Source organism: Sporosarcina sp. FSL K6-1522, assembly GCF_038622445.1.
Classification (GTDB): Bacteria; Bacillota; Bacilli; order Bacillales_A; family Planococcaceae; genus Sporosarcina.
In genome coordinates, this window is record NZ_CP152019.1 from 2930000 (window position 1) to 2956317 (window position 26318).

Sequence of the window (26318 nt, forward strand, 5' to 3'; positions counted from 1 at the left end):
CAGACCAACCTCCCTTCACCCATCATTCGACAAAAGTGAAAGGATTCCTTCTTTCTTCACTACAACACATAATGGTCCGGATGCGACATAAAAAAGACCGTCAATAGACGATCTCCTCTTGTTCAACTAACGAACCCGATTCTAGAATATTGGTCAGCGAATAAATGCCGCTTCCTTTTTTGAAAGAGCATCCTCTAACCATTGAGGGTGCATTGTTAACAAATCTTCTGGTAGGTTATCCTGACCAAAAAATTTAATTTCAAGCGATTCATCTGAATTACATTTAAGTTCCCCACCTGAAATTTCAGCAAGAAAACAAGTCGTTATAAAATGCACTACCTTGCCATTTGGATAATTGAAAACTTGTGAATCAGGATCGGAATAAACACCAATCAGCTTTTTAATTCTTATATCTAAATTAGTCTCTTCTTTTACTTCTCTCATGACTGCTTCAGACACTGTTTCACCAATTTCTACATGTCCTGAAGGGATTCCCCATAAGCCCACATCAGCTCTTTTTTGCAATAGAACTTGATTCTCTTGGTTCAAAATAATTACAGCAACTCCAGCTTTTAAATCATCAATTTTCTTCAAATCAAAACTCCTTTCTTCAAGAAAATGGCCCGTTTGCGGAATAAAAATCAAACAGTACTCTTCAACTAAACTTCATGTTAGTTGAAGAGCTATTTATTATCACAGTAACATAATAGACCATTTAGAAGGCATTAAAAACACCTTCCGTTAATGCGTGCCACTTCACGTTATGGTCCGGATGTGCAACAAAAAAGCCAACTAAGTGTTGATTTAACTTGTTAAACTAAAGCACCCATTAGTTTAAGTGAAATTCTTCAAGTAGTTAAAAAAGTGACGCTATAATTAATTCTGAGCATTACTTAAGAATAAAACTGCCATGTTATAAGTAAAAAGATTAATATAACAATAGTAACGATTGATAGAAGATAAATAGCCCTCTGGAATTTCATTAAAGTTGCCCTTTTCCAATTAACTAGAACGAAAATAATAAAAACAATACTTACAATAGTTAAAACATAATTAGCAACTATATGTGGGAATACTTCAAAATATCCTCGATCACTATTACTTAACATCCTAATTGCTAATAAAATAATATTTACGATAAATGCTGTACCAACAATATTTAATAGGTAAACCCATTTTCTAATTTTTATAGAAGGTCTTTTTCTTCTTCGATTCAAAATACTGATTACGATTAAAACGAATGGGGAAGCAATAAAGTATACTAAACAATAAATGAATAATACTGCACTTATTGTTAACCAAGTTATACTTTTATCTAAAGGGAGATAATCTGAAATCGATGTAGAAATTTATCTAACTTCTCCATCCTTTATAGAAAAATAAAGAACATTTGTAGGAATAAAAATGTTACTACCATTTATCATTTTATAAACATTTGGATATGTTTGGACGTAGTCAGCTTTCATACCTGCAAAACTTACTTCAATTTCATTCGCATTTAGTGATTTCACTGTAAGTGGTATTAAATAGTAAAACAAATTTAAGAAGCCACTTTTTATTCTGCGAGTAGTAAGATACTTTCCTTCCGTTATTTGTGAGTTTGGTAAGTCGGCTAATTTTACTTCATCTATCTCTTTTTCCCCAACTAATTCTTTCGTCAGTCCATAGGAAATATTAGCCTCTGAAGCTTGATTCGTTAATATTATTACTGCAAAGTTTTCTTCAGGGACGATATGAAAATTACTTGAAAAGGAAACTGTATTTCCACCATGTGTTAATCCTTTAAAATTTCCATCATACTCCCAAAAACCATGTGCGATACCAGGGACATTTTCATTAATAGCATAACTTTGCGAGAGCATTGTAACTAGCGTATTTTCATCCTCAAACAAAACGTTTTCATTATCGGATTGTGGCATAAGCGCCATTGCAAACTTAGCTAAATCTTGTGCTGTTCCATTAATTTCACCGCTAGGATACATGGACATATAGTACGGTGTCGATAGTTTGAAATTTCCTTCTTCAATAAGCTCATATCCATTTACTTTGTTTTTTGTTATCTGCTCATTTCTTACTAAAGACAAATATGCCGTTGAATCTAGAATACCTAATTTTTGAAATATATGTTCATCAACATATTCATTAAAGTCTTGTTCTGAAATTAATTGAACTATATATGCAGCTAGGGAAGTTGAATAATTAGAATAAGCAACGACTTTACCTGGACGATATACTTGGTTTGGCTCAGCAATTTTCAATCCTTCTTCTAAAGATTTTATAAGGTTTAAACTTTCTTTCACGTTTTTTGTCTATTAATTCTATACAATTTTTAACATTGACCAGTAATTTAATTTAGATTATTTTACAGTCCTTGTTCAACTAACTCGTCTGTTTGTTTAAATACAGTCTCTCAAAAAATGAATTTCTTCGTCTTATCTCCATTTTACATATAAACAGAAAAAGACCGTACGATTAATAACATACTTACTAGTCCCCATACCGTGGCTCCCACTATCCACCAGACAACGGGTTTAGTTGAAATCTGTTTACTTTCCATACTTTCTTTGTTTTCTATTATTAAAGCTACCTTCCTTTCCATACTTTTTTTCATAGAAGCAAGAACAACTAATCCGATTACGATGAAACCAACAGTTATCCAAAGTAATAAATCCACTTTTTATACATCCCTTTTTTTGAATTTCTTTCCTAACCAACTACATGGTTTAAGAACTATTCATTACCATAGTACCATAATTAACCACTTAGGAAGTGTAACGGTAAACACCTCACATAAGGTGTTTACTGTTACACATAATGGTCCGAATCTGCATCAAAAAAAAGAACGCTCCATTGCGGAACGTTCTGAATGTAATCCCTCGATTGTCAAGTGCCTATATCATTCTGTCCATCGTCATCCAACAATGGATCTTCCACTTCAAAATCATTCTCGTCACCTTTTTCTCCACAAGCGCTTAATAGTAACACTGCCGCCAAAGGTAAGGACAAATATTTTCCCTTCATTATGGTACCTCCAATGATATATATTACTAACAGTTATTATTATCTATCAATAAGAGTAATGTATTCATTGTATTTATTTCCAAAAAAATAACGCTAGCTTATGCTACGTCTAATTGTGTCAACAATTCATTGTATTGATCCTGCGTGATCCGGTCGCCGATTAAAAAGATATCCATCTTCTGTTGCACATCTTCCTTGGATACGTAAGGCTTTCTACCAATCTGTGATTTTAATGCGTTGTATGTTAAGTGCATTTTCATTCTATTTTTTTTTAGTACATGCCTAGCTCTACCATCATTAAACGAAAATCCACATCTAATAGGTAGTCCATATTTGATGAGACCTGCTCCGACAACGGTGCTTGATACGGCTGCTCAATCTCCGGTTTGTTCGGGTCTGGATAACTAAATACTAGCTTGCCTGTTTCGATGTCGACACGGTAACCGCTACATTCCGTGAAGTCTTGGGCGTATTGACCGTACTCCAGTTCAATAACGCTGATGGTTGACGGTTCACGTTCGTTTAATGCTGTGCACGATTGCCAGTCCTGTTCGATTGTCGTTGGAACGACTAACCCTCGGTGTTCTCCTGTATCTATAATGACGTTGCCTGTTGCTATTTCAAAGGAAATTCGCTGGCCTATTTCCATGAATACTTCACCGCCTTTACAAATAAATAATTTGCATCCTTTTTATTGCTCATTTTTCCCGTAAGCTACCCTTCTGAAATTAGTAGAAAGTGATACTACTGGTATATTAACTGTCCCATCTAAATAAGGAACTCTATAACTAGTACCTTGCGCAGCACCTGCTCCAGACAAACTGTTAGCGTTATTATTGGCATTAAAGTAGTAGAAACCTTCCTTGAGCCAAGTAGACAAAAAATTCCCTGACAAGTCCGCTTTATGCTTTATAGAGTTCAATGACTTCTGGTATAAAATCGAGAGCACTCATATTGAAAACTACAGCAGGTATATTAGTTGTTGACCCAGAATAATTAACTACAGCAACATGACTAATTGTGGACATAGTAGTACCAGACGCCCCTTTAAATCCTTCTGGAATACTCCGAATCGCCTCGTTAATATCCGTCTACAACGGGTCATCTGGCACTGTCCCCCTTTGCTCTCTACTGTTGCCTTAAACATCCGATAGTAAAGACGGCACTTCGGACACCGCTTCAACAACATCAAGCAACGGCGTATCCTCCGGCAACAACTCCGCACCGCGCGTAAACGTCAATGTACGAGTAGTTGACGCGCCTATGTCATCGGTCGCGATTATTTCAATCGTATGCGACTGAAAATACGGAAGCGTTTCGAGTTGTTCTTTTGTGACCGTGAATTCTCGTATTAGTTCCGTTGGGTTGTCGAAGCTGTTGACTACCACGCCGTTTAGTTTTTCCGTAATGTTAGCGATTGTTGCATCAGAATCTGAAACTGTGTAGTTATATGAAAACTCGTCAGCTTTTGTACCTAGAGATTCGTCACTACCGCTGATTTCGGGTGGGACGTTTAGGATTTCGAGAACTGGTGCCCATCCATAAACGTTAACTGAGTCTGCAGAGGAAGAGGTTGTGCATGGGATGCGTCTTCATTTCCCCTAAGCACTCGATTTCCGGCTGTATTACCATCAACCTCTTGACATACTCTCGTTCGACCTACCGTTGACGAACCGAAACCCAGCTCACTGTCGGTGAAGTTTGCGCCCCAATCAGGAATTATATTTTCTACATATGCTGGATATTGCCATTGTTTTGTATCTGCATTCTGAGAAATTGGGAGCATCAACTGATGTTATCCGTGGTCCGTTACAATGATTTATGCTTGGAAAATCAATCACACGGTCATCGAAGGAAAACGTATGCAGTTTAATGGGTCTGTAGTCGGTCTGTTCGGTCACTCGATTAAGTGGTGGGCATGACACTAATTAAGCTTGGAATCTATGGTTTCTGGGTGTTTATTAAGTTAGAGGATTGGAATGCACGTAATACTACTTTCGTAAAATGAGCAACACCACTCTCCCCCGGGGCTTTTCTATAAATCTCAGTCAAAGCTTCGTCGAATCATATATTTTTTCACACACAATCTAGGTATATAAAGCTATTACTTTAGGAGGTACACAATTATGAAACTTTCAAAGCGATTGCCATATTAATAACATCATCCTTAGTATTAACCACACTCCCCTTTCAAGAGGCTTATGCCAAAGGTGATGACGCTATAATCTGGGGATCCGAGACACTGCAACCATCAATCGCATCGAACATAGAGCACTTTAATACATCATGGGAAAAGAACTGGAACATCAATTTATCTGCATACCTTGTTGAAGGCAATAAAGAAAAAACGTTAAAAAAATTAGCAAATCTTCGCATTGATATACAAAGTAACCAAGAAAATATTGATGAACTCAAAGAAACTAATAAAGGGCAAAAGAAAAACTTAAAAGTCATTAAACAGAATCTACAAGATATATTTACAACACGCGACCAACAAGTTGAAAAAGTAATTAAAGTTATTGAACAAGAAAAAAAGTTTGCAAGCACTGCCAATTACGACAAAACGTTAAATAAATCTTATAGTAAGCTAGATAAAGCGGATGAAGCCTATGCTAAACTTCAAAAAGATTTGAAGTTGGAAGTTGAAAAAATCAGTTTTAATAAAATTGTTACTATCAATAAAACTGAAGCGAAAGAAATCCTACAAAAAGAAAAAGCAAAAAAAGAAGCGGCCGCAAAGAAAAAGGCTGTCGAAGAAGAAAAGTTGAAAATCGAGAATGAAAATAACGTCATAGCTAAGCTAAAAAAAAGAATTAACAGATCAGCAAGCAGCACATAAAGAAAAAACTGACGCTTTCGAGCAGGAAATCGCTGACTTGAAGGCCACAAATACTACACTGCAAACGGAAATTGGTAGTTTGAAATCAGAGGCGTCAAGCAAGAGTGCGAATTCAACTAATAGCAGCGCTTCTGCACAGCCCAATACAACTTCTGCATCTAGCGTTCCAAAACTGCACAGAGCTTCGCAAGAAGTATCCTAACGGAGTTGCTTCTGATCATCCGGCATATTCGTCTAAGCACGACCGCGATAAAGATGGTTATGCTTGCGAGAGATGATAATGGCCCTACTCATGGCTTTTCTCTTAATAATAAACGGAAATATTTTACTTTTCTATAAACTATTAGGGAGTGGTTACATTGAAATTCAAAAAGCCACGTTCACCGTTAAAGAAGGTTCAGTCACAAGCGAAAAGATTAGTAAAGAAAGCCGTTGTTCCTGGTTACAGTAAAGGCGGAGCGACCGCGATGAAGACCCCTGCGAAGTTTATTGCTAAGAAAATAACTGGACAGCCCTTGTCAAAACCTAAGAAGAAGGGATTTTTCTCGCTGTTTAAATGATGAAGTGCCCTACCAGTTGCAAACACGATACGTGTAAAGTTTTTCACTCCATCTGTGGGGACATTAGGTTACTTGAAGATGGGATGGATTTGAATGGGATTGCATGCTGCATGTAAACAATGAACTTTTAAGTGGTTTTTATAATTCAGTGAATATCTAAAACCAAATCCCAAAACTTCGTCACGATTTCTCCGGTTGCTGTATTGGTTGGAGATACCTTCAAAACGATTTACAAAGCATACGCACACTCCTTCGAAAAAAGATGAGATTCAAGCATCTGATTTGATAGATCAGATTGCCGTTTTAAATACATTCGAAAATTGAAAAGTGGTCGATTTGGGGTACATTTTGAGGTACACGATATTATGCTCGCCTATTGATTAAACATAATTTGAAGCAACAATATTATATAAGTCTCAAAAACGTTTATATATCAATGTTTACAAGTTTACAAAGAAAAAACACTCGCTATGTTCACGAGTGTTTTAACATTTTTACGATAACCATTTCGGTGGCGTATTTTTGGACCAAAAGATGTCACCAATCGAATGATGGGCTAAAAATCCGTCATCAGCAATATGATAATGGAAATTATAGAAATAGCCATCTTGTGGGCGTTTTTCAGTTCGCACATGAAAACGAATTAAGTCTGTTCGACTATCCAAATCATAGACATTGAAAATTTTCTCAGAATAGTCACCAGCTGGTCTTTCACTAATCGCAAGGCGCCGAGTTGCTAAATCTCCGGAACGTTCAAGCGTCATTTGAATCGCTTCCTCGATTTTCGGGAAAATGACTTCGTCAAATTCATCACCAATGACAGGACCAATTTTTGTACCAAATTTCATATAAGACATTTCTTTGGCTGAAGCAACGAGACTTTCTTCAAAAGAAGGTACTCGTTCAAACGGCTGTTGTTCAACAGATGCCTCCGTAATATCAATCTGGTAATCGGTATCCATTGATGGTAGATTTGCTTGCTTGGCCTCGTCTTTGTCTTGCAGGTTTGTCCAAATTTCATGATTCGGTGAAATTGCACCGAACGTCAAAAGCGCAACTGTAACAATGAGGGTTTGCTGTAACCATTTTTTCAACATACATCACCTACAATTATGTCCATATTTTAACTAACTGTTGTAGATTAGACGAAAAGATGTAGAAAAGGTTTCTTCTTTCTTATTTTCATTGTACAATAAAAATGTAGATAAATGTGCGTTTTTTGAAGGAGGGTATCACTGATGGATGTGAATCTATTTATCGGTATCGGAATGCTCGTATTGGTTCTGTATTTAAGCTCATTAAACTTTACTCATTAATACTAAAAAATGTAACGCCGTCACCCTGCTATTCGGGATGACGGCGTTTATCATTTGTCGATAAAACCAAAATGGAACTTAGTATTAGGTCTAATTCGCCGTTCCAGATGAAAATGCTCGAATATCGGTGAATCAAATCGATCCTTCATAACAACTCGTCGCTTACAAACGCGTTGTGCTTGCTCAAACCACTCTTGAGTTAGCGTATGATGCACACCTGCTTGTCGAAGTGAGGTGAAATTCGAGGATTCTGCAATAGGTGCGTGGAACATCGGATCTATGTAGACAACATCCCAAGAAGCGTCGGCTTGCTGGTGTAAAAAGTCAACCGCTTCCATATGGATGACTTCTATCTGTCCCATAGCCTGTGTCAATTGCTCAGAATCAGACGGAAACGAACGAAGACCCCGTCCCGTAATAAAAGCAACAGCTGGGTCTGCTTCTATCCCCTTCACAATACCACTTTCACCGATAGCAAAGGAAGCGATGATACTGTCGGATGCTAGCCCCAATGTACAATCCAAAAAAGTATCGCCCTTTTCCAATTGCCCCACTTCAACCAATGGATCCATTTCGCCCTTCACCAGTCGCTTCAAGCGAAACGCCGCAGAATTTGGATGAAAGAAAAACGGCTCATCCATACCCATTCGGTACAAATCGAATCGGTCTTTCCCCGCAACGAGAACATCTGCATCATAGACCTCCTGCAGCTTGGCAACAGAGCGCTTCTTCCGTTCAATGATTGGAAAGCCAAGAACGGAAGCCGCTTCTTTCGCAAGGTGATCGGAACGCTCATCAGGCCGACCAGCTGTCGTAATGACTGTACTCACTTTTTACAAACTTGGTCGAGTACTTCCGCTAGATGGTCTTTAATCTGCTCCATCTCAAAGTCCTCAATCTGTTCTCGTGGAATAAAGTACGCAAGCGCTCCGTCTTTCCAAACAGCAATTGATGGTGAGCTTGGCGGCACTTCAGGGAAATAATCCCGCATCATCGCTGTCGCTTCCTTATCTTGTCCCGCAAATACGGTAAATAAGTGATCTGGTTTGTGCTCAGCTTCCTGTAGCGCTGCACTTACAGCTGGTCGTGCAAGCCCTGCCGCACATCCACAAACCGAGTTAATGACAACAAGTGCCGTCCCCTCAAGTGTTTTCATTGTCGTTTCGACATTTTCAGCTGTCGTTAGCTCCGTAAAGCCATTTTGTACAAGTTCTTCTCGCATTGGTGTTACAATGCCCCTCATATACTCGTCGTACGCGTTCATGTTGTTGTCCCCCTTGTCATTTGTTCTAAACCGCTTGATTGATCAAGCTTCGCCCTTTCATTCTACCTTGTATGCTGAAGATTTTCACTGATTCCTGCTTTTCATATTAGATTGGTGTGCTCAAAAGAAAAAGTAGCCATCAACTCGGCTGAGCTAATGACTACTTTGCTTGTTCGTACAGTTACTAATTAGATACGCAATGATTTACTTCATTTTTCACAAGCCCAATTATCATTGTCTCGATCACGCTTGCTCTCATAAGCTGGATGACCTTTTTTGACTCCATTTGGATAATATTTTCGCATTTCGGTACAGTTTTTAAACGATGTCGGTGCCCCTGAGATAACATACAATCCTGATTCAAAATCTGGATCTGGATCTGGTTTTGGATTCGGCGTTGGATCAGGCTTAGGTTCTGGTTTTGCACTCGGTTTGAACTGATCATCCAACATACGCGCCATAAACACCGCAAAATGTTGACGTGTTAGCTTCTGACTTGGCTTAAATGAACCATCGGAGTAGCCTATTGTGATATTTTCGGTTGCGAGAACACTAATATAATCTTTAAACGAGTTATCTGCTGAAACATCCGTAAAAATCACATCGATTGTTTTTGGCAATTTGTAGCCTTCGACAAGTATTTTCGCCATTTGCCCGCGAGTCAAAGATGCCGAAGCGTCGAAGAACTTATGCCCGTTCTTGTCCGTTTTTCCTGAAATAAAACCGAGACTACAGCTTTAGCTATTACCTCATAGCCATAATCTCCTGAGCGACTATCTATAAAGCCTGGATCTGGTGCTGAGAAGTCATTAATCCCTTTTTCACGTAAAATCATAGTAACTGCCTGCAAACGTGTTAAGTTCGCATCTGATTTAAGCAAGGGTAAACAGTCGAAAACAGCCACCCGCTTGAGCAGACGGCTGATTCACTATCAACTTATTTACCATCCCCTAATAATCCACGGTCAAGTGCTACATACAATATTCCGATTGCGTCTGAATTCGTTAATGTTCCGTCCGCTAGTTTTTTACGCCATGTAGGAGATAATGCACCTTCTTCTTGGTTCTCCAGTCGGATTAATACATCGATTGTGGAATTGACAATCGTTTGCAAGGAAGGCCGATAGAATTGATCTTCTCCTTCCGGTTGGGGGATGCTTAGCTTTTCATCTGGATTCCGATTTGGACTGGGCTTGGGCTGTAATTTGAAATATACCGCCAGTCCTTCCGCGATAGCCTCACCTTGCGCTTTTAAATAGTTGTCGTCCCGTAATTTAGTAATGTCAACAGCCGAATCCATGAAGCCACCTTCCGTTAAAAAAGCTGGCATGGTAGCCTCACGTAACACGTGGAAGTTCGCTCTTTTCATCCCACGATCACTGATTCCCATCGCCATCACAACTCGAGGGTGGATTGCTCCAGCAATTTCGATTGATTTTGGATTCGCTGTCGGGTTGTCCATTGTGTAGGTTTCCACTCCGCTATGCTTCCCCCATTTGCCATTTAAAGCGTTGTGATGGATGGATGCGTAGACATCTGCTTGCCAGTTGTTCGCAAGGGTTGTACGTGTTTGAAGTGGGACATCCGTCTTGCCAGTTGGATCATCCACACGAAGAATCTCCACATTTTGATAGGTCTGCAGCTTTGCAATGGCAGCTAATGCGACTTTATTATTAAAGGACCATTCCCGCTCATCATCCGGAGAACGCTTGCCAGGCGTATCCAATCCATGGCCAGCGTCTATTACTATTTTAACCATTTTTATACCTCCTCCCTGTTTTACAATAAAGGATAGGTGTTCGCCTAGTTAAATGGCGACCTACCTATCCTTTTCTATGTATCATATTCACCGTTTGTTTCCATATAGCGGCACTTGTCCACTCGTATATCAATTACACCTCAGTGTAATTGCGTCCGGATTTTTTCGAGCGAGCTCGAAAAGCTTCCCTAAAAATCCATGACATCCGCAGGTCTACAGGAGGTAGATCATGCAACCGTTGCCAATCACAGCGAAGGGGTCGATTGGCCGTATTTCTGCATTCTTTGCGGAAATTAAGGAACATATGTAGGACGCGGCGAACTTAGGTTGCCTTCCATCACTCGTTCAGCTGGAGTTTGAACTCCTGCCGAATTCAGATAAAAATATGCAAACATCCGTCCTCTAGACGTTTGCTGATGTCAACTTAGTAACTTTTTAATTTTTGCCTTGTCAAAAGGTAGCCCAACTTGCTTTCGATAAAAATTAAAATTCGATTCAACATGGATAAATAACTTTTTATCTTGGTCAAAAAGGTTTGCACTTTGTTCATAATGTTGCTGTCTAATTTCTTTTTTTATGGCCCATATCAGCGAATGTAAATGGGAGTCGACTAATTCATAATTGCTTTTTACGATATCTTCAATTTCAAAAAGGGTTTCTTTTGTAATGCCATCGTAGCCCTCTCCAGGTATAATCGCGGAGACTAATAGTTTTAAAATCGGTGTATAGACATTTTTCAAAATATCCGTTTTGTATTTAACCGATTCATTACGCACTTCTTGTTTTAATCGAAAATGATAGCCAAAAAAACTAGTGATGACAATTGTAATGGATGAACTCACCAATGCAATAATGACTTCTTTCAATGCCTCTCCCCCTTGCACAATGCTCTATTCTATGCACTCGCTTAGAAAAAGGTAAAAAATAGCCGCCTACTCGAAGATATCGAGCACGCGGCTATCTATTAGTGATCTTTGAGTGTTTTCCGTGCCAATCCAACATAGGCTAGAACAGCGATTAAACTTGATGAAAAGATGATAACACCCATCGGAATGGCTGTCTCTTCTCCCGCTACGCCGACAAGCGGCGCTGTAATTGACCCGAGAATGAAAGGCAATAAGCCAAGCAATGCAGATGCACTCCCCGCAATATGTCCTTGCGATTCCATCGCCAGTGAGAAAGAGGATGTTGAAATGACACCAATCGAAGCAACAAAAAAGAATATCGGCACAACGATTGTAAGAAGTGGTCCATTCAGTAAAACTGCGATAAGGAGCAAGATACCTGACGTCAGCGACATCAATAAGCCTGCCTCCAAAAATTTCTTTTCAGATACGACACCTGTTAAACGTCCAACGACTTGCGTTCCGATAATTAGCCCGAGGCCATTCATCCCAAATAACAAGCTGAATGTTTGCGGAGATACCCCGTAAATATTCTGATAGACAAATGGCGTTCCTGCAACATAGGCGAAGATTCCAGCCATGATGAAACCTTGTGCGAGTGCAAAGCCCATAAATTGACGATTTTTCAGCAAAGACAAAAAGTTTTTCAAAGTTTGAGCAAGATTGCTCGGTACACGTTTGTCTGTCGGCAATGTTTCGTCCATACGCCACAATACAATCGCAAAGAGCAACAAGCCGATTGCGCTTAAAACGGCAAACACGCCCGTCCAATCCGTAAAGGCGATAATACCGCCACCTAATACAGGTGCCAGTATAGGCGCCAAGTTGTTAACGAGCATGAGCAATGCAAAAAACTTTGTCAATTCCCGTCCACTATACGCATCTCTGACAATCGCCCTTGAAATAACGATACCGGCAGCTGCTGCAAATCCTTGCAGAAATCGTGCTGCGATAAAGAAGCCGATACTTGGTGCGAATACACATAAGATTGATGCGACAAAATAAAGACCAAGTCCAATGAGCAACGGCTTTTTCCGTCCATGTACATCACTCATCGGTCCAAGTATTAGCTGCCCAAATCCGATTCCTAATAGACAGGCGGTCAAACTGACCTGTACGAAAGACGCAGTCGTATCAAATGCACCTACAATTGTAGGGAATGAAGGCAAATACATATCAATCGATAAGGGGCCCATCGCCGCAAGCGTCCCAAGCAACAAAGCAAATCGAAAGCGTTTTGTTCCAGTTACTGATTCCATATTGATAAACAACCTTTCTACAGCTAAAAATCAATACGTGAGCTATTCACGTATTTGGCGCACAAGTATACTACTCTAACACCATAATCGAGAAATGAAAAGAAAGCCGATTCGAAACGTTCTCTACGACGTTCTGAATCGGCCTTATTATTCCACTCTTATATCATTATAGTCTCGGGTCAACTGGATCCGATTCTAGCGCCAATGTTGCAAGAACACACTCATGTATACGCTCAATAGATTCACCGTCAACGAAGCGCTGAATGCCCTCAACACCTAATGCGAATTCTTTTAAAGCGAGCTTCTGTTTTTTACTTGTACTACGCTTTTTTAACCGATTGAGGTTCACTGGTGCCAAATAATCCATTCCATAAATAATGTGTAAGTATTTACGGCCTCTTACCTTGATGGCAGGTTGTAACAACTTTCCTTTATAAGTAGCAATAAAGGATTCGGGTTTAATGACAATTCCTTCATGTCCTTCTGCTGTCATACTTTCCCACCAATGAATAACTTCCTGCTCACTTGTTACGTCCGAAATCAGCTTATATTCCGTTTGAACAAAAAGATCCGAGTTTATCGCGAACTCTTTATTCATCTCCATATGCCATGTATGCGGCTTGTCGAAGAAAGTTTGTGTACTATGGGCTAACACGTGAAATGGCGCAATTTGAATGGCCTCCACGCCTTCCGTATCCCAACAATACTTTTGGAAAACTTCTTTAAACGTCTTTGCGTTTTCGAGTTTTTCTTCTGTTTCTTCTAGCCAACGAGTTAGATCCTCATTGTTACCTGCAATAGCTACTAATTTTTCTTGTAACTTCGACCTGTCAAGAATAGCATTTTCCGCAACATGCGCATACTGTCCGCTAATTAATGATTGGGCTTTTAAATTCCATGGCATAATTTCTGCATCTAACAGTACGTAATCCGTCTTATACTTGTCAAAATAGCCTTTGTTCTTAAGTTCATCATTCAACTTCAAGACAATATCCTTCTCTATTGATAAATCGAAGAAGCGTCTGCCTGTCCTTGTATAAATGACGCCTAACGTTTCCGAACCAACTGCCCGCTTCGCCGATGATACATCTTTAAATAACAGTAAAACAGCTCGGCTACCCATATGCTTTTTCTCAGCAATCATCGTTTCAACACCGTGACTTCTAAAATAGTCAATGGCTTCCTTTGGATGCTCCAAATACGCATCGTCTGATGAAGCAACAGGGGTTGGACTCATTGTAGGTGGGATATACAGTAACTGCTCTATTGGCACAGTGTAATGTGAAATCGTATCAATTGCAGGCTTCACAATATCTGAATGGACTTTCACTTCACCAAGTAGTTCCGTAAGGACAGAATAGCCATTGATGAATTTCCCGATGTTAGGCGGATCTAGCCTTTGTTCTTGCCAAATCTTCAACGGATTATCTGTAGCTCCTGAATAATCATCCATGGCATCGACAGAAACGAATTCTTTTTCTGGAAAACGATAAGCCGTCAGCTTTCCCCCGAACACAGCACCTTGATCGATATTAACCGTGTTGTTGATAATGAGTGGCTGTGGTTTCGGGTCATGGCCCCAAATGATAAGTGTACTTCCTTGATGATGGATGGTCCAATCTTTACGGACCGGCTTGCCCTGCTCTGTAAAGCCAGCTGTATCCCCATACCGGCAGAAATCTTGTACTTGCGCAGATTGCTTACCTATGAATTCATCTCGAATACCGGCGTGAGTACAAACAGCAACTTGCACGCCATTTTTCGTTAGTACATAGTGGGAAGGTGCTTGCAGCAGAAATTTTTTCAAGGATTGTTTTATATCTTGCGCCTGCTCAGCCCCATATTGCGCTTCGAATGAGCGTAATTCCGCCTCGACTTTTTCATCACCATGCAGAAGTTGTACATCCCGTCCATCGAGCCAACGCGCAATTTTCCAACCATGATTACTGTCAATCATATACGCCAAGCCCTTTTCAACATGACGTTGGAAAAACAACATCGTCGGCAAGGATTTCGGTCCCCTGCTCATTACATCTCCAAGTGACAAAAAAACACGCCCCGCTGGATGAACGTAAAAACCTTCTTCATTTTCCTCATAACCTAACTGCCCAAGAAGCGTCATCATTTCATCGTAACATCCGTGTATATCCCCAATCATGTCGATGCCATTTCCAACGTCGATCTGTAATGGATGATTGCGTCTGTTCAGTTCGATTTCCTCTTGTCCATCTACAAAGTACACAGATTTGAAACCGTCTTTTTTTATGAAACGCTTTTCACGCTTGAACGTTTGTAGCTGTTGTTTCACACGCCTTTTTCCACGTGGTTCCTCCCTTTGTTCATCACGTTCTAGCAGTATCTCTTGGGATACATCCAAAACGAATGCGATAGCTGGCACATGATGCTTCTTTGCAAGCGCGATATACTTTTTTCGATCCTCCGAATACAGATGAGTTGCGTCGATAAACGTCACTTTATTTAACCGACATCTTGCTTCAATAATATGATCCATCATTTTGAAGGCTTCAGTCGAAATGGTTTGGTACTCTTCCATCAAACCAGCCGCCTCATCTTTCGGGCGTCCCCCCCAACTGATAAACGCTTTGTCGCCAACAATTGCTCGATATGTATCGGAGCTAATAATTTCAGAGGATAAAAGTGTCCCTTCTTCCATCCACTTATTCAATAAGGTCGTTTTCCCACTGTTAGAGACGCCTACAAGTAGCACTAGTCCCGCATATGGAATGGTGATGTTCATAACTTCTCCTCCTTTCTAACGAACAAACACATTTGTGTCGGAGAACCATGTACGGCATGCAATTCTCCAATACCATCGAAAATGAGCTCGTAATGATCCGACTGATTTTGTTCTGCACACCATTGCTCAAATTCCGCTCTCGTCCATTCAAAGCGATGATCGTCATGCCGCCTCGCATCCTGCATATCATACACCACATTGTACTCACGATTCGGCGTCGTGATTAACAATGCTCCTGGCTTATAATCCTCTAGCAATACATGCATGATTTTAGGTAATCGTTCTTCATCAATATGTTCAATCACTTCACATAAAATGATAACATCCTTATTTTTCAATCGTTCATCATAATAAAACAAAGAGCCCCAGGTCGGCGTCGGCTCAACAAATCCTGTCCGATCTTTGACCTTTTCAAAACGCTTTATCGCTTTTAACTGCTCTTTTTCAGAAGGCTCGACAGCAAGAATTTCCTGTACACCGTCGATAAACCCTAATTGAACAGCTAATTTTCCCTCGCCAGACCCTAGGTCAACAATGGACTTTTTAACAGGAAGATTCGATACGACTTCAATAATCTTTTTATAACGTAAATCATTCAAGTGCACTTTACTTGATATGCTTTTTTCATGAGACGTATTATGTTCCTTATGCTCTTCCAGCAGACTGTAAACTTCTTTAAAGCGAAGCGCCTTCTGAATGATAAACGTTTTTTCAGGATGTGTATCAAGCCAACCTTCACCATATCGTTTAATTTTTTCAATCTCATTTTCATCGATAAAATAATGCTTATAGTTATCTAAAACAGGAATCAACACAAACAATTGTTGAAGTCCTTTTTGAAGCGTTACATTTCCTGTGAGTGTCAGATAACGTGCAGTACTTTTTTCTTTCATCTGAAAGGCATAATTGGTCTCCCCATACTCAATACCAACCTCATAGCCTAACGGTTCAAACAAGCGACGAATTTTTTCATCAGACAGATCTGTTACGACAGGTCCAATGCCAAAATCAAAAAGAAATGGCTGATCAACCCACTGGACGTAATTCTCTTTCGGTTGTCCGTTCAACGCTGTCCCAAATGCGGAGCGAATAAGCGATGTGAAAATACTGCTCACTGCAAATTCGCGGTCATTGATGTAATGCGTAATATCATAAGCATTTGATGATTGCTGCATCAGTGCAAGCGGGTCTGGCGTAACAAAAACGGTCAGTTCGAGCACGGTATCTGTAAACAGGCTATAAAACATACGTATAGCATGTCCTTTGTGATTTCTCTCGTAAAGATTATTCGGGTTTTTAGCGAGCAAATAGGAAACAACTTTCACATTGTCTCCTGTAGCTCTAATCGTCAGTTGCATAACATACGCCTCTCCCTCTCTTGAAATAAAAACAGCTTTCGAAGCAACCGAACTAGATTGCTTCAAAAGCTGGATGCTTCACATGTATTTATTCTTTTGCTACACCCGTTCGTGCTTCCGTCATCTGTTTCCAAACAGACCCTTTGGCATCTTCACCTTCTGCAATTCGTGCGATAGCCATACGGATTTGTAGCTTTACTTCAAATTCAGGATCATTTTCTGCTGCTTTCAATGCTGGAAGTGCTTGTTCTGTTCCTGTTTCATATAAGAACATCGCTGCACGCCAGCGAACTAATTTGTTTTTATCGTTCAGCGTTTCAATTGCGGCCTGCTCAAATCCTTCAAAACCGAGGTCACTCATACAGTCAGCAGCTGTACGACGCACTGCCCAGCTTTTGTCTTTCAATGCTTTTTCTACGTAAGGAATGACCGCCTCGTCCTCAATCATGCCTAGATAGACTGTTGCAAGGCGTCGAATGGACATCTTTTCATCCTCAAGAGCCCGGTCCAGCACAGGTATATCCGCCAAATCAGGATCTGGCATTTGATCGAGCAATTGGAATCTCGTTTCCCATTCGTCTACTGAGAAATCCTCAAGCGAAATGTGCTTTCCGCGTTGAACCGTTGCGGTGTTGCCCTCGTTCGCCTGACGAATAATTTCTTGCAAGCGTCCTTCCGGGTACGCTGCCTCGATTTCTTGACGAACCGTCTCACCAATTTCAGCTTTTTCCCCGTAACGAATACCGTAATCTGCCCATTTACGCAGCAAAATGTAGTTTTCAACCTCTGCACGGTGCACAGCTTCCATAGCCTTGACGAAGCGATCACTTAAGCCAAAACGTTCTTCAGAAGCGCTATCGAACACTTTCACTTGAAGCGGAACATCTTTATACGTTTGTACATGCACGTAAACTTCTCCATAACTATCGTCAACTTGTTCTTCCGCAAGCGTTTCCTCTGCTTCCCCTTCATTGAAAACAGCTTGGACGTCTGCAAGAATAGTTTCCCATGCAACCTTCCCAACTCGTTCAATCGCCATGAAGTTCATGACATGATAAATCCCTTTTACCCCGTTAATAGCCAGTAAGGCGGAAGCGGGATGTGTTGCTGTCTCTGCATCGCTTTTTTTATAGTTATAGCTAGTCCCTTGTGGCAACTCCGTGTCGAGCACAATCTTCATAGAATTTGGACTTGGTGTCGGTTCAATCGTTACGATTTTCATCTCTATTGCCTCCTGTATGGTGTGCTTACGCTTCCGCGATTTCTTGTAAATACGACCAGCGTTCTACTAACGTTTCATACGTTGCATTTAATGCATCTAGCTGGATCGTTAACTCTCTCAATTTATCATAATCAGCACCGGCAGATGCCATCGCGGCCTCAGCTGCTTCGATGTCTGTTTCTACACGTTCAATATCTGCCTCGATCGTTTCCCATTCTTTCTTTTCTGCATACGTCATTTTTTTCTTTTGTTGCACGGGAGCTGATTTTGCGACCTCGGCAACCACCGGCTCTGGCTTTGCTGCTTCTGGAGCTACATAACTAGCTAAAAAATCAGTATAAATACCAAACCATATATCGACATTTCCCGAACCATCCATAACCCATAGCTTCGTTGACGTACGGTCTAGGAAGAAACGGTCATGAGAGATGGTGATCACGACACCAGGAAATGTGTCGATGAATGTTTCAAGGACAGATAATGTCTCAAGGTCAAGGTCGTTGGTCGGTTCATCCAACAACATGACGTTTGGTTGCTCCATTAACAGTTTCAACAAATACAGTCGTTTGCGCTCGCCACCGGATAATTTTCCTATAGGTGTTCCATGTGCATTTGTTGGGAATAGAAAACGTTCCAACATTTGTGATGCAGAAATACGTACGCCATCTGCATCTTCAATATCATTCGATGTGTCTTGAATATATTCGATAATCCGCTTGTTCTCATCCATAATCGGCGTATGTTGTTGGAAATGTGCAATTTTGACCGTCGTTCCTGTGTCGATTGTTCCGCTATCCGGTTCAATCTGGCCAGAAAACATGTTCAATAATGTTGTTTTCCCGGCGCCATTTGGCCCAACAACTGCGATACGATCTCCCGACTGCAGGATACTAGAAAAATTATCGATGATGGTCCGTCCACCAAATGATTTCGAGATGTCGATTGCTTCGATGACTTTCTTACCGAGCCGCGTCGATTTCATCGCAACGTCCATTTCCCCCATGCTACTTTCTTTTTTAACTTTCTCTGCTAATTCATCAAAGCGACCTATCCGCGCTTTTTGTTTAGTCGATCTCGCTTTGGCACCTCGACGAATCCATTTCAATTCAGAACGATACTGATTACGAAGCTTGTCGTCCGTCGCAGCAGCCATTTCTGCACGAAGGGCTTTCGCCTCAAGATAATCTCCATAGTTCCCTGTATGTGTATACAATGTTTTATCTGCAAGTTCATAAATATTGGTGGACAACTCATCTAAGAAATAGCGGTCATGCGTAACGAAGATGATGGCACCTTGTTCATTTTTCAAGTAATCGGACAACCACATAATTGAAGCCACATCGAGATGGTTCGTTGGTTCATCAAGCAATAAAAGATCGGCTGGCTCAATAAGAACTTTTGCAAGCGCCACTCGTTTCTTCTGTCCGCCCGATAACTCGCCCATCTTCTTATCAAACGTTTCAATACCAAGTTTCGATAAAATTGTCCGTGCTTTGGAATTGATATCCCAACCGGATAAATCATCCATCTGATTTTGGAATTTCGCATATTGGTCCTGATTGAAGGTCGATTCTGGATCTGCTGAAAGCGCTTGGAGTGCATGCTCATATTCCAAATTGACTTTAATAATCGGCGCATCACTCATGAATACGGTTTCCATCACGGTAAGTTCTTGATCGAATTCAGGCTCTTGGGGTAAATAAACGATTCGATATTTATTCGGATGATCCATCGACATCGAATCGGCATCCTCCATGCCTGCAACAATCGACAATAACGTCGATTTACCTGTTCCATTAATACCAAGTAAGCCTACTTTTTCTCCACTCACGACTGTAAACGCGATATCGTTAAACAATGTTTTCTCCCCAACAGTCTTCGTCAGGTTTTCAATAATCAATTGACTCATGACAACACATCCATTTCTAATCAATTACGCCTCGGCGTAATTGCGTCCAGATTTTTTTCGAGCTTGAGGCCTATAGGAAGTAGGTCATACAGTCATTGCGACAGGACGTCACGCACTTAGACTGCCTTCTTAAAGCTCTCCTAAAAAATCTGAGACATCCGCCAGAGGCTTGGGCCTGCACGATGCAGGTCATGCAGGCGTTGCCACAGGAAGTGGCGATCTTAGCCTGCGTTCCTCTATTGTTCAGCGGGCGTTTGAACACCCCACTAAACAGGTAAGTAAAACCGCCTTCATCCCGACACTTATAGGAGTGAAGGCCTTCTGCTGAATAAAGATAACTACCTTGTACTATCATAGCTGATTTTGATGGTTTTTTAAAAGAGTAATGACTAATCCTTGTAACTTACAGTATGAAAAATGCAGGTTACCTGAGAAGTATTGTTCCTACTCCACTCAAATGGTACGCTTCTACCAATAAGATTTCCGCTAAAGGATGTGAGGATCATTCGTTTAACAGTTAATGAATCCCAAAAGTATGACCAGGTTGAAATTATTATCAATTGTCCACAAATCGATAATCAGCTTGAACGGTTAATCAAGCAGATTCACCAGACATGTATAACATTAACCGGAATAAAAGAGGGACTGACCTATTCGCTTCTTGTAGATGACTTATTCTATATCGAAACAATTGATAACCAAACTTTTCTTTACGAAGAAAAAGAAGTATATGTAAGCGATTTAAAGCTATACGAAATTGAGCAAAAACTAAGCAAAACATATTTTATTCGTATAAGTAAGAACTTGATTGTCAATACGGCGCATATTGAATGTGTTCGAGCATTATTCAACGGCAAGTTTGAAGCGTCTTTAACAAACGGTGAAAAAGTAATCGTCAATAGACATTATGTCAAAGCTTTCAAAGAAATCTTTTTATCGTAAGGAGGAAATCATATGGACTTATTGAAATACTATATTTCGACATGTTGTATTTCGTTCACATTCAGTAGCCTATTTTATCTTCTTTTTAGTTTACTGAAAATTTTCCCGCCTATGAATGAAGCGCTGATTGTTCATATGCTATTTATTTCAATTAGTATCATCTGTTTGATTTTTATAACACATCGGTTACCTATTCAAAATTCGCTAATTTTACGCTTAATCGAATTGCTTGATGTCATTATTGTTCTTCTTGTTGCCGGCGCAATTTTTGAAGTTTTTCCATTTAATTGGCATGTTTCAATGTTCGTCGTCGCGAATGGCATATTGACGTATATCATCGTCATCATTGTTACGTTTATGGGGAATCAAAAGAGTGCTATAGAAATTAACGCTGTCATTGCACGTAAAAAAGGGGGTGCCTCTATTGGCTAACATTATTGAGGTGAATGGATTATCAAAGTCATTTGGCAAAGTAAAAGCAGTCAACGATATTAGTTTCTATGTAGAAGAAGGATCCCTCTTTTCTTTTTTAGGGACAAATGGCGCTGGAAAGTCGACAACCATTTCAATCCTACTGACTCTCCTTCAGCAAGACCAAGGTCATGTTAGTATAAATGGTTATAGCATCGGCAAAAATGACCAAGCCATTCGCCAAGAAATCGGTATGGTATTTCAAAACAGCTTGCTTGACCCTTTATTGACCGTCAAAGAAAATTTAGCAATTCGAGCATCCTTTTATGGGATGACAAAGCAAGAACGCAACGCCGCCATCAAGAATGTGGTGGCGGTTGTCGATCTACAATCGATATTGGATCGACGTTATGGAAAATTATCGGGTGGTCAAAAACGACGAGTGGATATTGCGCGTGCCCTCATTCATAAACCAAACATATTAATACTAGATGAACCGACAACAGGGCTAGATCCAGAAAGTCGAAAAAATATCTGGTCAACTATACAACTACTGCAAAAAGAAACGGGTATGACCGTTTTTTTAACAACACATTATATTGAAGAAGCCGCGAACTCCGATTATGTTGTCGTGATGAAAGAAGGTTGCATTGCGGCAAAAGGAACGCCAGAACAGTTGAAAAATGACTATTCAACACATGTACTAACGATTTCTACAGATAAGGCTGATGAACTGCGTAGCTCACTTTTAACAGATGGCCTCAATTTTAACGAAGAAAAGTCCCTTTTTCATCTCCCGCTTAGTCATACAACAGATGCAATACCGTTATTAGCGAAGTTTACTTCTTTCATCTCTTCTTTTGAAGTAAAAAAATCCAGTTTGGATGATGTCTTCATCGCTATTAATGGAAAGGATGTGAATCATGATGATGACATTCGCTAAACGCAATATTTTCTTATACTTTCGGGATAAAACTAGTGTCTTTTTCTCGTTGCTTGCGGTCATGATTCTTGTCGCTTTATATGTATTATTTTTAGGCGACACGACTGCGAAACAACTACCCAACTTTCCAGCGAAAAAAGCATTGTTGATGTCGTGGTTCATGGCTGGAATGCTAGCCGTAACTTCGATGACAACTACACTGGCGTCTTTTGGTGTTTTTGTGGATGATCGAGCGAATAAAACATATATGGATTTCTATTCATCTCCTATTTCCCGTACAAAATTAGTCGGTGGCTATATCACCAGTGCGGTAGTTGTTGGTTTCATCATGTGTATGTTCACACTAATTGCATCAAATATCTTCCTTTTTTTATCCGGAGAAACAATGTTGTCGTTCCGTGATATGTTGGCAGTAAGCGGCGTGACTATCTTAGCGGTGTTAGCAAGTGCAGCGATGGTCCTCTTCCTAGTGTCCTTTTTCGAGACATCAAATGCCTTCGCTACCGCAAGCACAGTTATCGGAACACTTCTTGGATTTTTAGCCGGTATTTATATTCCAATAGGAAACTTACCTGACTACCTACAAGATATTGTGAAATTATTTCCAGTATCCCATTCGGCTGCATTGTTTCGACAAATCATCATGGAAACACCCCTAATCGATTCCTTTGCAAATGCTCCTGCGGAAGTAAAAAATGCATTCCTCTACAATATGGGCGTATTTTATGACATCAATGGCAATAAAACGTCTACATTATTTAGCGTCTTCTACCTTTGCCTTACGACACTATTATTTTTTGTCCTTTCGCTTTTTGTAATGAAGAGAAAAAATAAATAAAGAAAAAAGCTTGCCTTTGCTACAATTTCTACATAGCATAGGCAAGCTTTTATTCATGGCCGTATCAATTCACCAAGCGGCCTTCTTTCCCTTGCGCTTCCCAATAAGCATCACGAATTTGAACTTTTTGAATTTTCCCGGATGCTGTTTTCGGCAATTCTTCAACAAATGTGATGCCTGTAACGGCTTTAAAATGCGCTAGTCTCTCCCTAGAAAATGCGATAATTTCTTGTTCAGTAGCGGTCATATTTTCTCGTAATACGACATAAGCATGCGGTGTTTCGCCCCATTTCTCGTGCGGAACGGCAATGACAGCTACCTCTAGAATCGCAGGATGCTCATATAACACACCTTCAACTTCAATTGAAGAAATGTTTTCCCCTCCACTAATGATGACATCCTTTTTACGGTCCACAATATTAATATAACCGTTCGCATCTACAGTTCCCATATCCCCAGTTAGTAGCCGGCCATTCTGTATCGCTTCTTCTGTTGCTTCTTTGTTTTTCCAATAGCCTTTCATCACGCCATGGCCGCGTACCGTTACTTCCCCAACTTGCTCGCCATCATGTGCAACTTCTTCCCCGTACTCATTGAGGAGACGGACGTCAGTGCCAATCATAGAATAGCCTGCTTTTGCCTTCAATTCGGTCTGCTGTTCAGGCGTTAAGCCTGTTACATTTGAACGAATCCTTGAAATCAGGCTAAGCGGAGAGCTTTCAGTCATCCCATATACTTGAATGAATTCCCAGCCTAATTCATCTTCGACCCGTGCTATAAATGCAGGTGGTGGTGCAGATCCCGCAATCACTACACGAACATCCGATAATCCCGTCGCTTGCGGCTGATGTTCATCGTAATACTGTAACAGAGCGTTTAAAACTGTCGGAGCCATATGTAAAACCGAAACGTTATGCGCTTTGATTGCGGCGAGAATAGACGCTGGCGTCGACTTTCTAGAACAAATATGCGTTGCCCCATTTGCTGTATAGTAAAAAGGAGAGCCCCAACCATTCACATGAAACATAGGAAGCACATGTAAGTAAACATCTGAATCGGATACACGTAAATGATGCATCGTGCTTAACGCATGTAAATAGTTATTGCGATGCGTCAGCATAACCCCTTTCGGATTACCTGTTGTACCACTCGTATAGAGCAAGCTACAAACGTCATTCTCATCCAACTCTGCACGATCGAATGCTTCAGAAGAAAACGATGCTAACCAATCGTCATAACCTGTTTCAGCTGTGTCGGAATCTTTATAATGCACAATAATATGTTGGATCGTTTCAAGTTGATCTTTCACAGGTTGAATTAAACTATATAAATCTTGATCGACAAAAAGCACCTTCGATTCACTATGATTTAAAATGAAAACATAGTCTTCTGGCTTCAAACGAATATTGAGTGGCACCATAATAGCACCTAGTTGAAAAACGCCATAAAACCCTTCCAACATTTCAAGTGTATTTCCTGCTAAATAGGCAACATGATCTTCTTTTTGAATTCCCAAATCACGCAGTCCATGTGATAGTTGATTGACCCGGTCATTTAATTGTCGATATGTCACAACTCGTCCTTCACAATGAACAGCTTCTTTGTCTCCATACAATGTTACAGCTCTATCAAGAAATTGCGGCAAAACCAATGGCACATTCATTCTTATCACCTCATCATTTTGCTATAGTATATATCAATTAGAATAATCTGTCACTACGAAATAGTGAAATAATTCCCCCAAAATGATTTACACTATAAAGGTAGATAGAGCGAGAATAAATGCACTATAACTATCCAATCTCTATCATTTACAACTATTTTCCGCCCAACATTCTCTACTTTCGCATATAATTTTCAATCACTTCTCGTGTTTTCCTTCGCAAAAAATCACCGGCATTGTCCATTGAGGCTTTTGACGATACCGCTCCCCCCACAACAGCATGTACTTCATGAAATAGAGGGGCTATTAGCGAACGGCTTCCTTCCGCAATTACACCTGATATAAGTATGACGGGCTTTCTTTGTCGATACGCTTCCTGTGCAACGCCGAAGGGAGTTTTTCCCGATAGAGTTTGACGATCTGTTTTGCCCTCACCTGTAAGAATAAGATCTGCATCCTTTATCTGTTGATCAAATGACATAGCCTGTAACACGATATCAATTCCCCGTTGCATATCCCCTGAAAAAAAAGCTTGCAAAGCCCCACCAGCTCCTCCCGCCGCACCTGCCCCCTTTTTATCGTACAATGCAATACCTGTCAACACTTCAATTTGCCTTGCAAAATGCTGCAAATTCTCATCTAACTGGACAACCATCTCAGTAGTTGCTCCTTTTTGCGGACCGAATATGGCAGAAGCACCTTCAGGCCCAATAAAGGGATTATCAACATCACAAGCAACGACAAAATGACTCTCTGCAATGCGTTTATCAAAATGACGGCTATCGATTTCTTGTAATCGGCTTAACGCTCCTCCACCCCTAGGCAACTCCTGGCTATTTTTATCAAGTAATTGTATGCCAAGCGCCTGCAAAAGCCCAGCTCCTCCGTCATTCGTTGCACTGCCACCAAGCCCGATTATAAACTTGCGAAGCCCACCATCAAGCGCATGCGCAATGAGCTCACCTGTTCCAAATGTCGAGGCGACGAAAGGATTTCTTTCCCTTTTCTGCAAACGTGTTACTCCGGACGCTTCAGCAATTTCAATGACAGCCGTTTCGCCATCTCCAAGTACACCGTATTGCGCCTCAATTTTTCGACCGAGCGGATCTTGTACGAACACTGTAACAACTATTCCATCAGTCGCTTTCACTAAACTTGTCATTGTTCCTTCCCCGCCATCTGCAGTCGGTAGCAACACAGTTTCAATTGTCGGATCAACATCACAAATACCCGCCGCCATCGCTTGCGCTACTTGCATCGCCGTCAAACTGCCTTTAAAGGAATCTGGTGCTATGACGATTTTCAATCTATTCATTCCCCCTAGAGTACACGCATTGCTAAAATTATACCGG

Annotated in this window: 27 protein-coding genes and 2 pseudogenes; 8 read left to right on the forward strand and 21 right to left on the reverse strand. The window is 40.5% G+C overall.

Annotated features, from left to right (window positions below; translation table 11 throughout):
* Positions 1-153: 153 nt before the first annotated feature.
* The 7 genes from MKY34_RS14440 to MKY34_RS14470 form a co-directional block, all read right to left on the reverse strand.
* The gene (locus MKY34_RS14440; RefSeq protein ID WP_342511236.1) at positions 154-594 is read right to left on the reverse strand and encodes an NUDIX domain-containing protein; all 441 of its coding nucleotides are present in this window, start codon (positions 592-594) and stop codon (positions 154-156) included.
* A 755-nt stretch (positions 595-1349) separates the two neighbouring features.
* A complete protein-coding gene (locus tag MKY34_RS14445; RefSeq protein ID WP_342511754.1) occupies positions 1350-2300 on the reverse strand; it encodes a serine hydrolase domain-containing protein in 951 nt (316 codons plus the stop codon).
* Positions 2301-2443: 143 nt separating this feature from the next.
* The gene (locus MKY34_RS14450) at positions 2444-2674 is read right to left on the reverse strand and encodes a hypothetical protein (protein WP_342511756.1); all 231 of its coding nucleotides are present in this window, start codon (positions 2672-2674) and stop codon (positions 2444-2446) included.
* 209 nt (positions 2675-2883) lie between these two features.
* Positions 2884-3021 carry a hypothetical protein gene (locus tag MKY34_RS14455; RefSeq protein WP_342511758.1) on the reverse strand — a complete coding sequence of 46 codons (138 nt, stop codon included), beginning with the start codon at positions 3019-3021 and terminating at the stop codon, positions 2884-2886.
* A 98-nt stretch (positions 3022-3119) separates the two neighbouring features.
* A complete protein-coding gene (locus MKY34_RS14460) occupies positions 3120-3281 on the reverse strand; it encodes a hypothetical protein (protein ID WP_342511760.1) in 162 nt (53 codons plus the stop codon).
* Between the two features lie 11 nt (positions 3282-3292).
* Positions 3293-3670: a hypothetical protein gene (locus MKY34_RS14465; RefSeq protein ID WP_342511762.1), complete on the reverse strand. Its 378-nt coding sequence runs from the start codon at positions 3668-3670 to the stop codon at positions 3293-3295.
* Positions 3671-4160: 490 nt separating this feature from the next.
* Positions 4161-4409 (reverse strand): hypothetical protein, encoded by a 249-nt coding sequence (locus tag MKY34_RS14470; protein WP_342511764.1) that lies wholly within the window; start codon positions 4407-4409, stop codon positions 4161-4163.
* 387 nt (positions 4410-4796) lie between these two features.
* On the opposite strand from MKY34_RS14470, the pseudogene MKY34_RS14475 reads away from it, so the two are divergent.
* The 4 genes and pseudogenes from MKY34_RS14475 to MKY34_RS14490 form a co-directional block, all read left to right on the forward strand.
* Positions 4797-5029, forward strand: a pseudogene (locus tag MKY34_RS14475) (hypothetical protein); the annotation flags it as partial.
* A gap of 627 nt (positions 5030-5656) precedes the next feature.
* A complete protein-coding gene (locus MKY34_RS14480; protein ID WP_342511766.1) occupies positions 5657-5860 on the forward strand; it encodes a hypothetical protein in 204 nt (67 codons plus the stop codon).
* Between the two features lie 164 nt (positions 5861-6024).
* A pseudogene (locus MKY34_RS14485) lies at positions 6025-6138 on the forward strand (excalibur calcium-binding domain-containing protein); the annotation flags it as partial.
* An 81-nt stretch (positions 6139-6219) separates the two neighbouring features.
* Positions 6220-6420 (forward strand): hypothetical protein, encoded by a 201-nt coding sequence (locus MKY34_RS14490; protein WP_342511768.1) that lies wholly within the window; start codon positions 6220-6222, stop codon positions 6418-6420.
* Between the two features lie 494 nt (positions 6421-6914).
* Here MKY34_RS14490 and MKY34_RS14495 read toward each other — a convergent pair whose 3' ends face one another.
* The 12 genes from MKY34_RS14495 to MKY34_RS14550 form a co-directional block, all read right to left on the reverse strand.
* On the reverse strand, positions 6915-7514 hold the full coding sequence (locus MKY34_RS14495) for a YpjP family protein (RefSeq protein ID WP_342511780.1): 600 nt from the start codon (positions 7512-7514) through the stop codon (positions 6915-6917).
* 272 nt (positions 7515-7786) lie between these two features.
* Entirely contained in the window at positions 7787-8566 is a 780-nt protein-coding gene (locus MKY34_RS14500; protein ID WP_342511782.1) for a class I SAM-dependent methyltransferase, read from the reverse strand.
* Entirely contained in the window at positions 8563-9000 is a 438-nt protein-coding gene (locus MKY34_RS14505) for a BrxA/BrxB family bacilliredoxin (protein ID WP_342511783.1), read from the reverse strand. Before MKY34_RS14505 ends, MKY34_RS14500 begins: the two co-directional genes overlap by 4 nt.
* 209 nt (positions 9001-9209) lie before the next feature.
* Positions 9210-9620, reverse strand: a complete 411-nt coding sequence (locus tag MKY34_RS14510; protein ID WP_342511784.1) for an excalibur calcium-binding domain-containing protein — start codon at positions 9618-9620, stop codon at positions 9210-9212.
* Positions 9621-9661: 41 nt separating this feature from the next.
* Complete coding sequence (locus MKY34_RS14515) at positions 9662-9835, reverse strand: hypothetical protein (protein WP_342511785.1); 174 nt, start codon at positions 9833-9835, stop codon at positions 9662-9664.
* A gap of 101 nt (positions 9836-9936) precedes the next feature.
* Positions 9937-10758, reverse strand: a complete 822-nt coding sequence (locus tag MKY34_RS14520) for an N-acetylmuramoyl-L-alanine amidase (protein ID WP_342511786.1) — start codon at positions 10756-10758, stop codon at positions 9937-9939.
* A gap of 419 nt (positions 10759-11177) precedes the next feature.
* A complete protein-coding gene (locus tag MKY34_RS14525) occupies positions 11178-11624 on the reverse strand; it encodes a hypothetical protein (RefSeq protein ID WP_342511787.1) in 447 nt (148 codons plus the stop codon).
* A 98-nt stretch (positions 11625-11722) separates the two neighbouring features.
* On the reverse strand, positions 11723-12922 hold the full coding sequence (locus tag MKY34_RS14530; protein WP_342511788.1) for a Bcr/CflA family multidrug efflux MFS transporter: 1200 nt from the start codon (positions 12920-12922) through the stop codon (positions 11723-11725).
* A 166-nt stretch (positions 12923-13088) separates the two neighbouring features.
* Complete coding sequence (locus tag MKY34_RS14535) at positions 13089-15680, reverse strand: polynucleotide kinase-phosphatase (protein WP_342511789.1); 2592 nt, start codon at positions 15678-15680, stop codon at positions 13089-13091.
* Positions 15677-17038 carry a 3' terminal RNA ribose 2'-O-methyltransferase Hen1 gene (locus MKY34_RS14540; RefSeq protein ID WP_342511790.1) on the reverse strand — a complete coding sequence of 454 codons (1362 nt, stop codon included), beginning with the start codon at positions 17036-17038 and terminating at the stop codon, positions 15677-15679. Before MKY34_RS14540 ends, MKY34_RS14535 begins: the two co-directional genes overlap by 4 nt.
* 88 nt (positions 17039-17126) lie before the next feature.
* Positions 17127-18260 (reverse strand): conserved virulence factor C family protein, encoded by a 1134-nt coding sequence (locus MKY34_RS14545; RefSeq protein WP_342511791.1) that lies wholly within the window; start codon positions 18258-18260, stop codon positions 17127-17129.
* A 25-nt stretch (positions 18261-18285) separates the two neighbouring features.
* A complete protein-coding gene (locus MKY34_RS14550) occupies positions 18286-20169 on the reverse strand; it encodes an ABC-F family ATP-binding cassette domain-containing protein (protein WP_342511792.1) in 1884 nt (627 codons plus the stop codon).
* A 495-nt stretch (positions 20170-20664) separates the two neighbouring features.
* Here MKY34_RS14550 and MKY34_RS14555 point away from each other — a divergent pair, with 495 nt between their 5' ends.
* Genes MKY34_RS14555 through MKY34_RS14570 form a run of 4 tightly spaced genes read left to right on the forward strand, consistent with a single transcriptional unit; the run spans position 20665 to position 23303 of the window.
* Complete coding sequence (locus MKY34_RS14555) at positions 20665-21111, forward strand: LytTR family DNA-binding domain-containing protein (protein WP_342511793.1); 447 nt, start codon at positions 20665-20667, stop codon at positions 21109-21111.
* 12 nt (positions 21112-21123) lie between these two features.
* Positions 21124-21543 carry a hypothetical protein gene (locus MKY34_RS14560; RefSeq protein WP_342511794.1) on the forward strand — a complete coding sequence of 140 codons (420 nt, stop codon included), beginning with the start codon at positions 21124-21126 and terminating at the stop codon, positions 21541-21543.
* Entirely contained in the window at positions 21536-22465 is a 930-nt protein-coding gene (locus tag MKY34_RS14565) for an ABC transporter ATP-binding protein (RefSeq protein ID WP_342511796.1), read from the forward strand. The genes MKY34_RS14560 and MKY34_RS14565 overlap by 8 nt, the downstream gene beginning before the upstream one ends.
* Complete coding sequence (locus MKY34_RS14570; RefSeq protein ID WP_342511797.1) at positions 22446-23303, forward strand: ABC transporter permease; 858 nt, start codon at positions 22446-22448, stop codon at positions 23301-23303. The genes MKY34_RS14565 and MKY34_RS14570 overlap by 20 nt, the downstream gene beginning before the upstream one ends.
* 64 nt (positions 23304-23367) lie before the next feature.
* Here MKY34_RS14570 and MKY34_RS14575 read toward each other — a convergent pair whose 3' ends face one another.
* The gene (locus MKY34_RS14575) at positions 23368-24966 is read right to left on the reverse strand and encodes a long-chain-fatty-acid--CoA ligase (protein WP_342511799.1); all 1599 of its coding nucleotides are present in this window, start codon (positions 24964-24966) and stop codon (positions 23368-23370) included.
* A gap of 175 nt (positions 24967-25141) precedes the next feature.
* Positions 25142-26281, reverse strand: coding sequence for a glycerate kinase (locus MKY34_RS14580; protein ID WP_342511801.1), 1140 nt, complete (start codon positions 26279-26281; stop codon positions 25142-25144).
* Positions 26282-26318 lie beyond the last annotated feature (37 nt).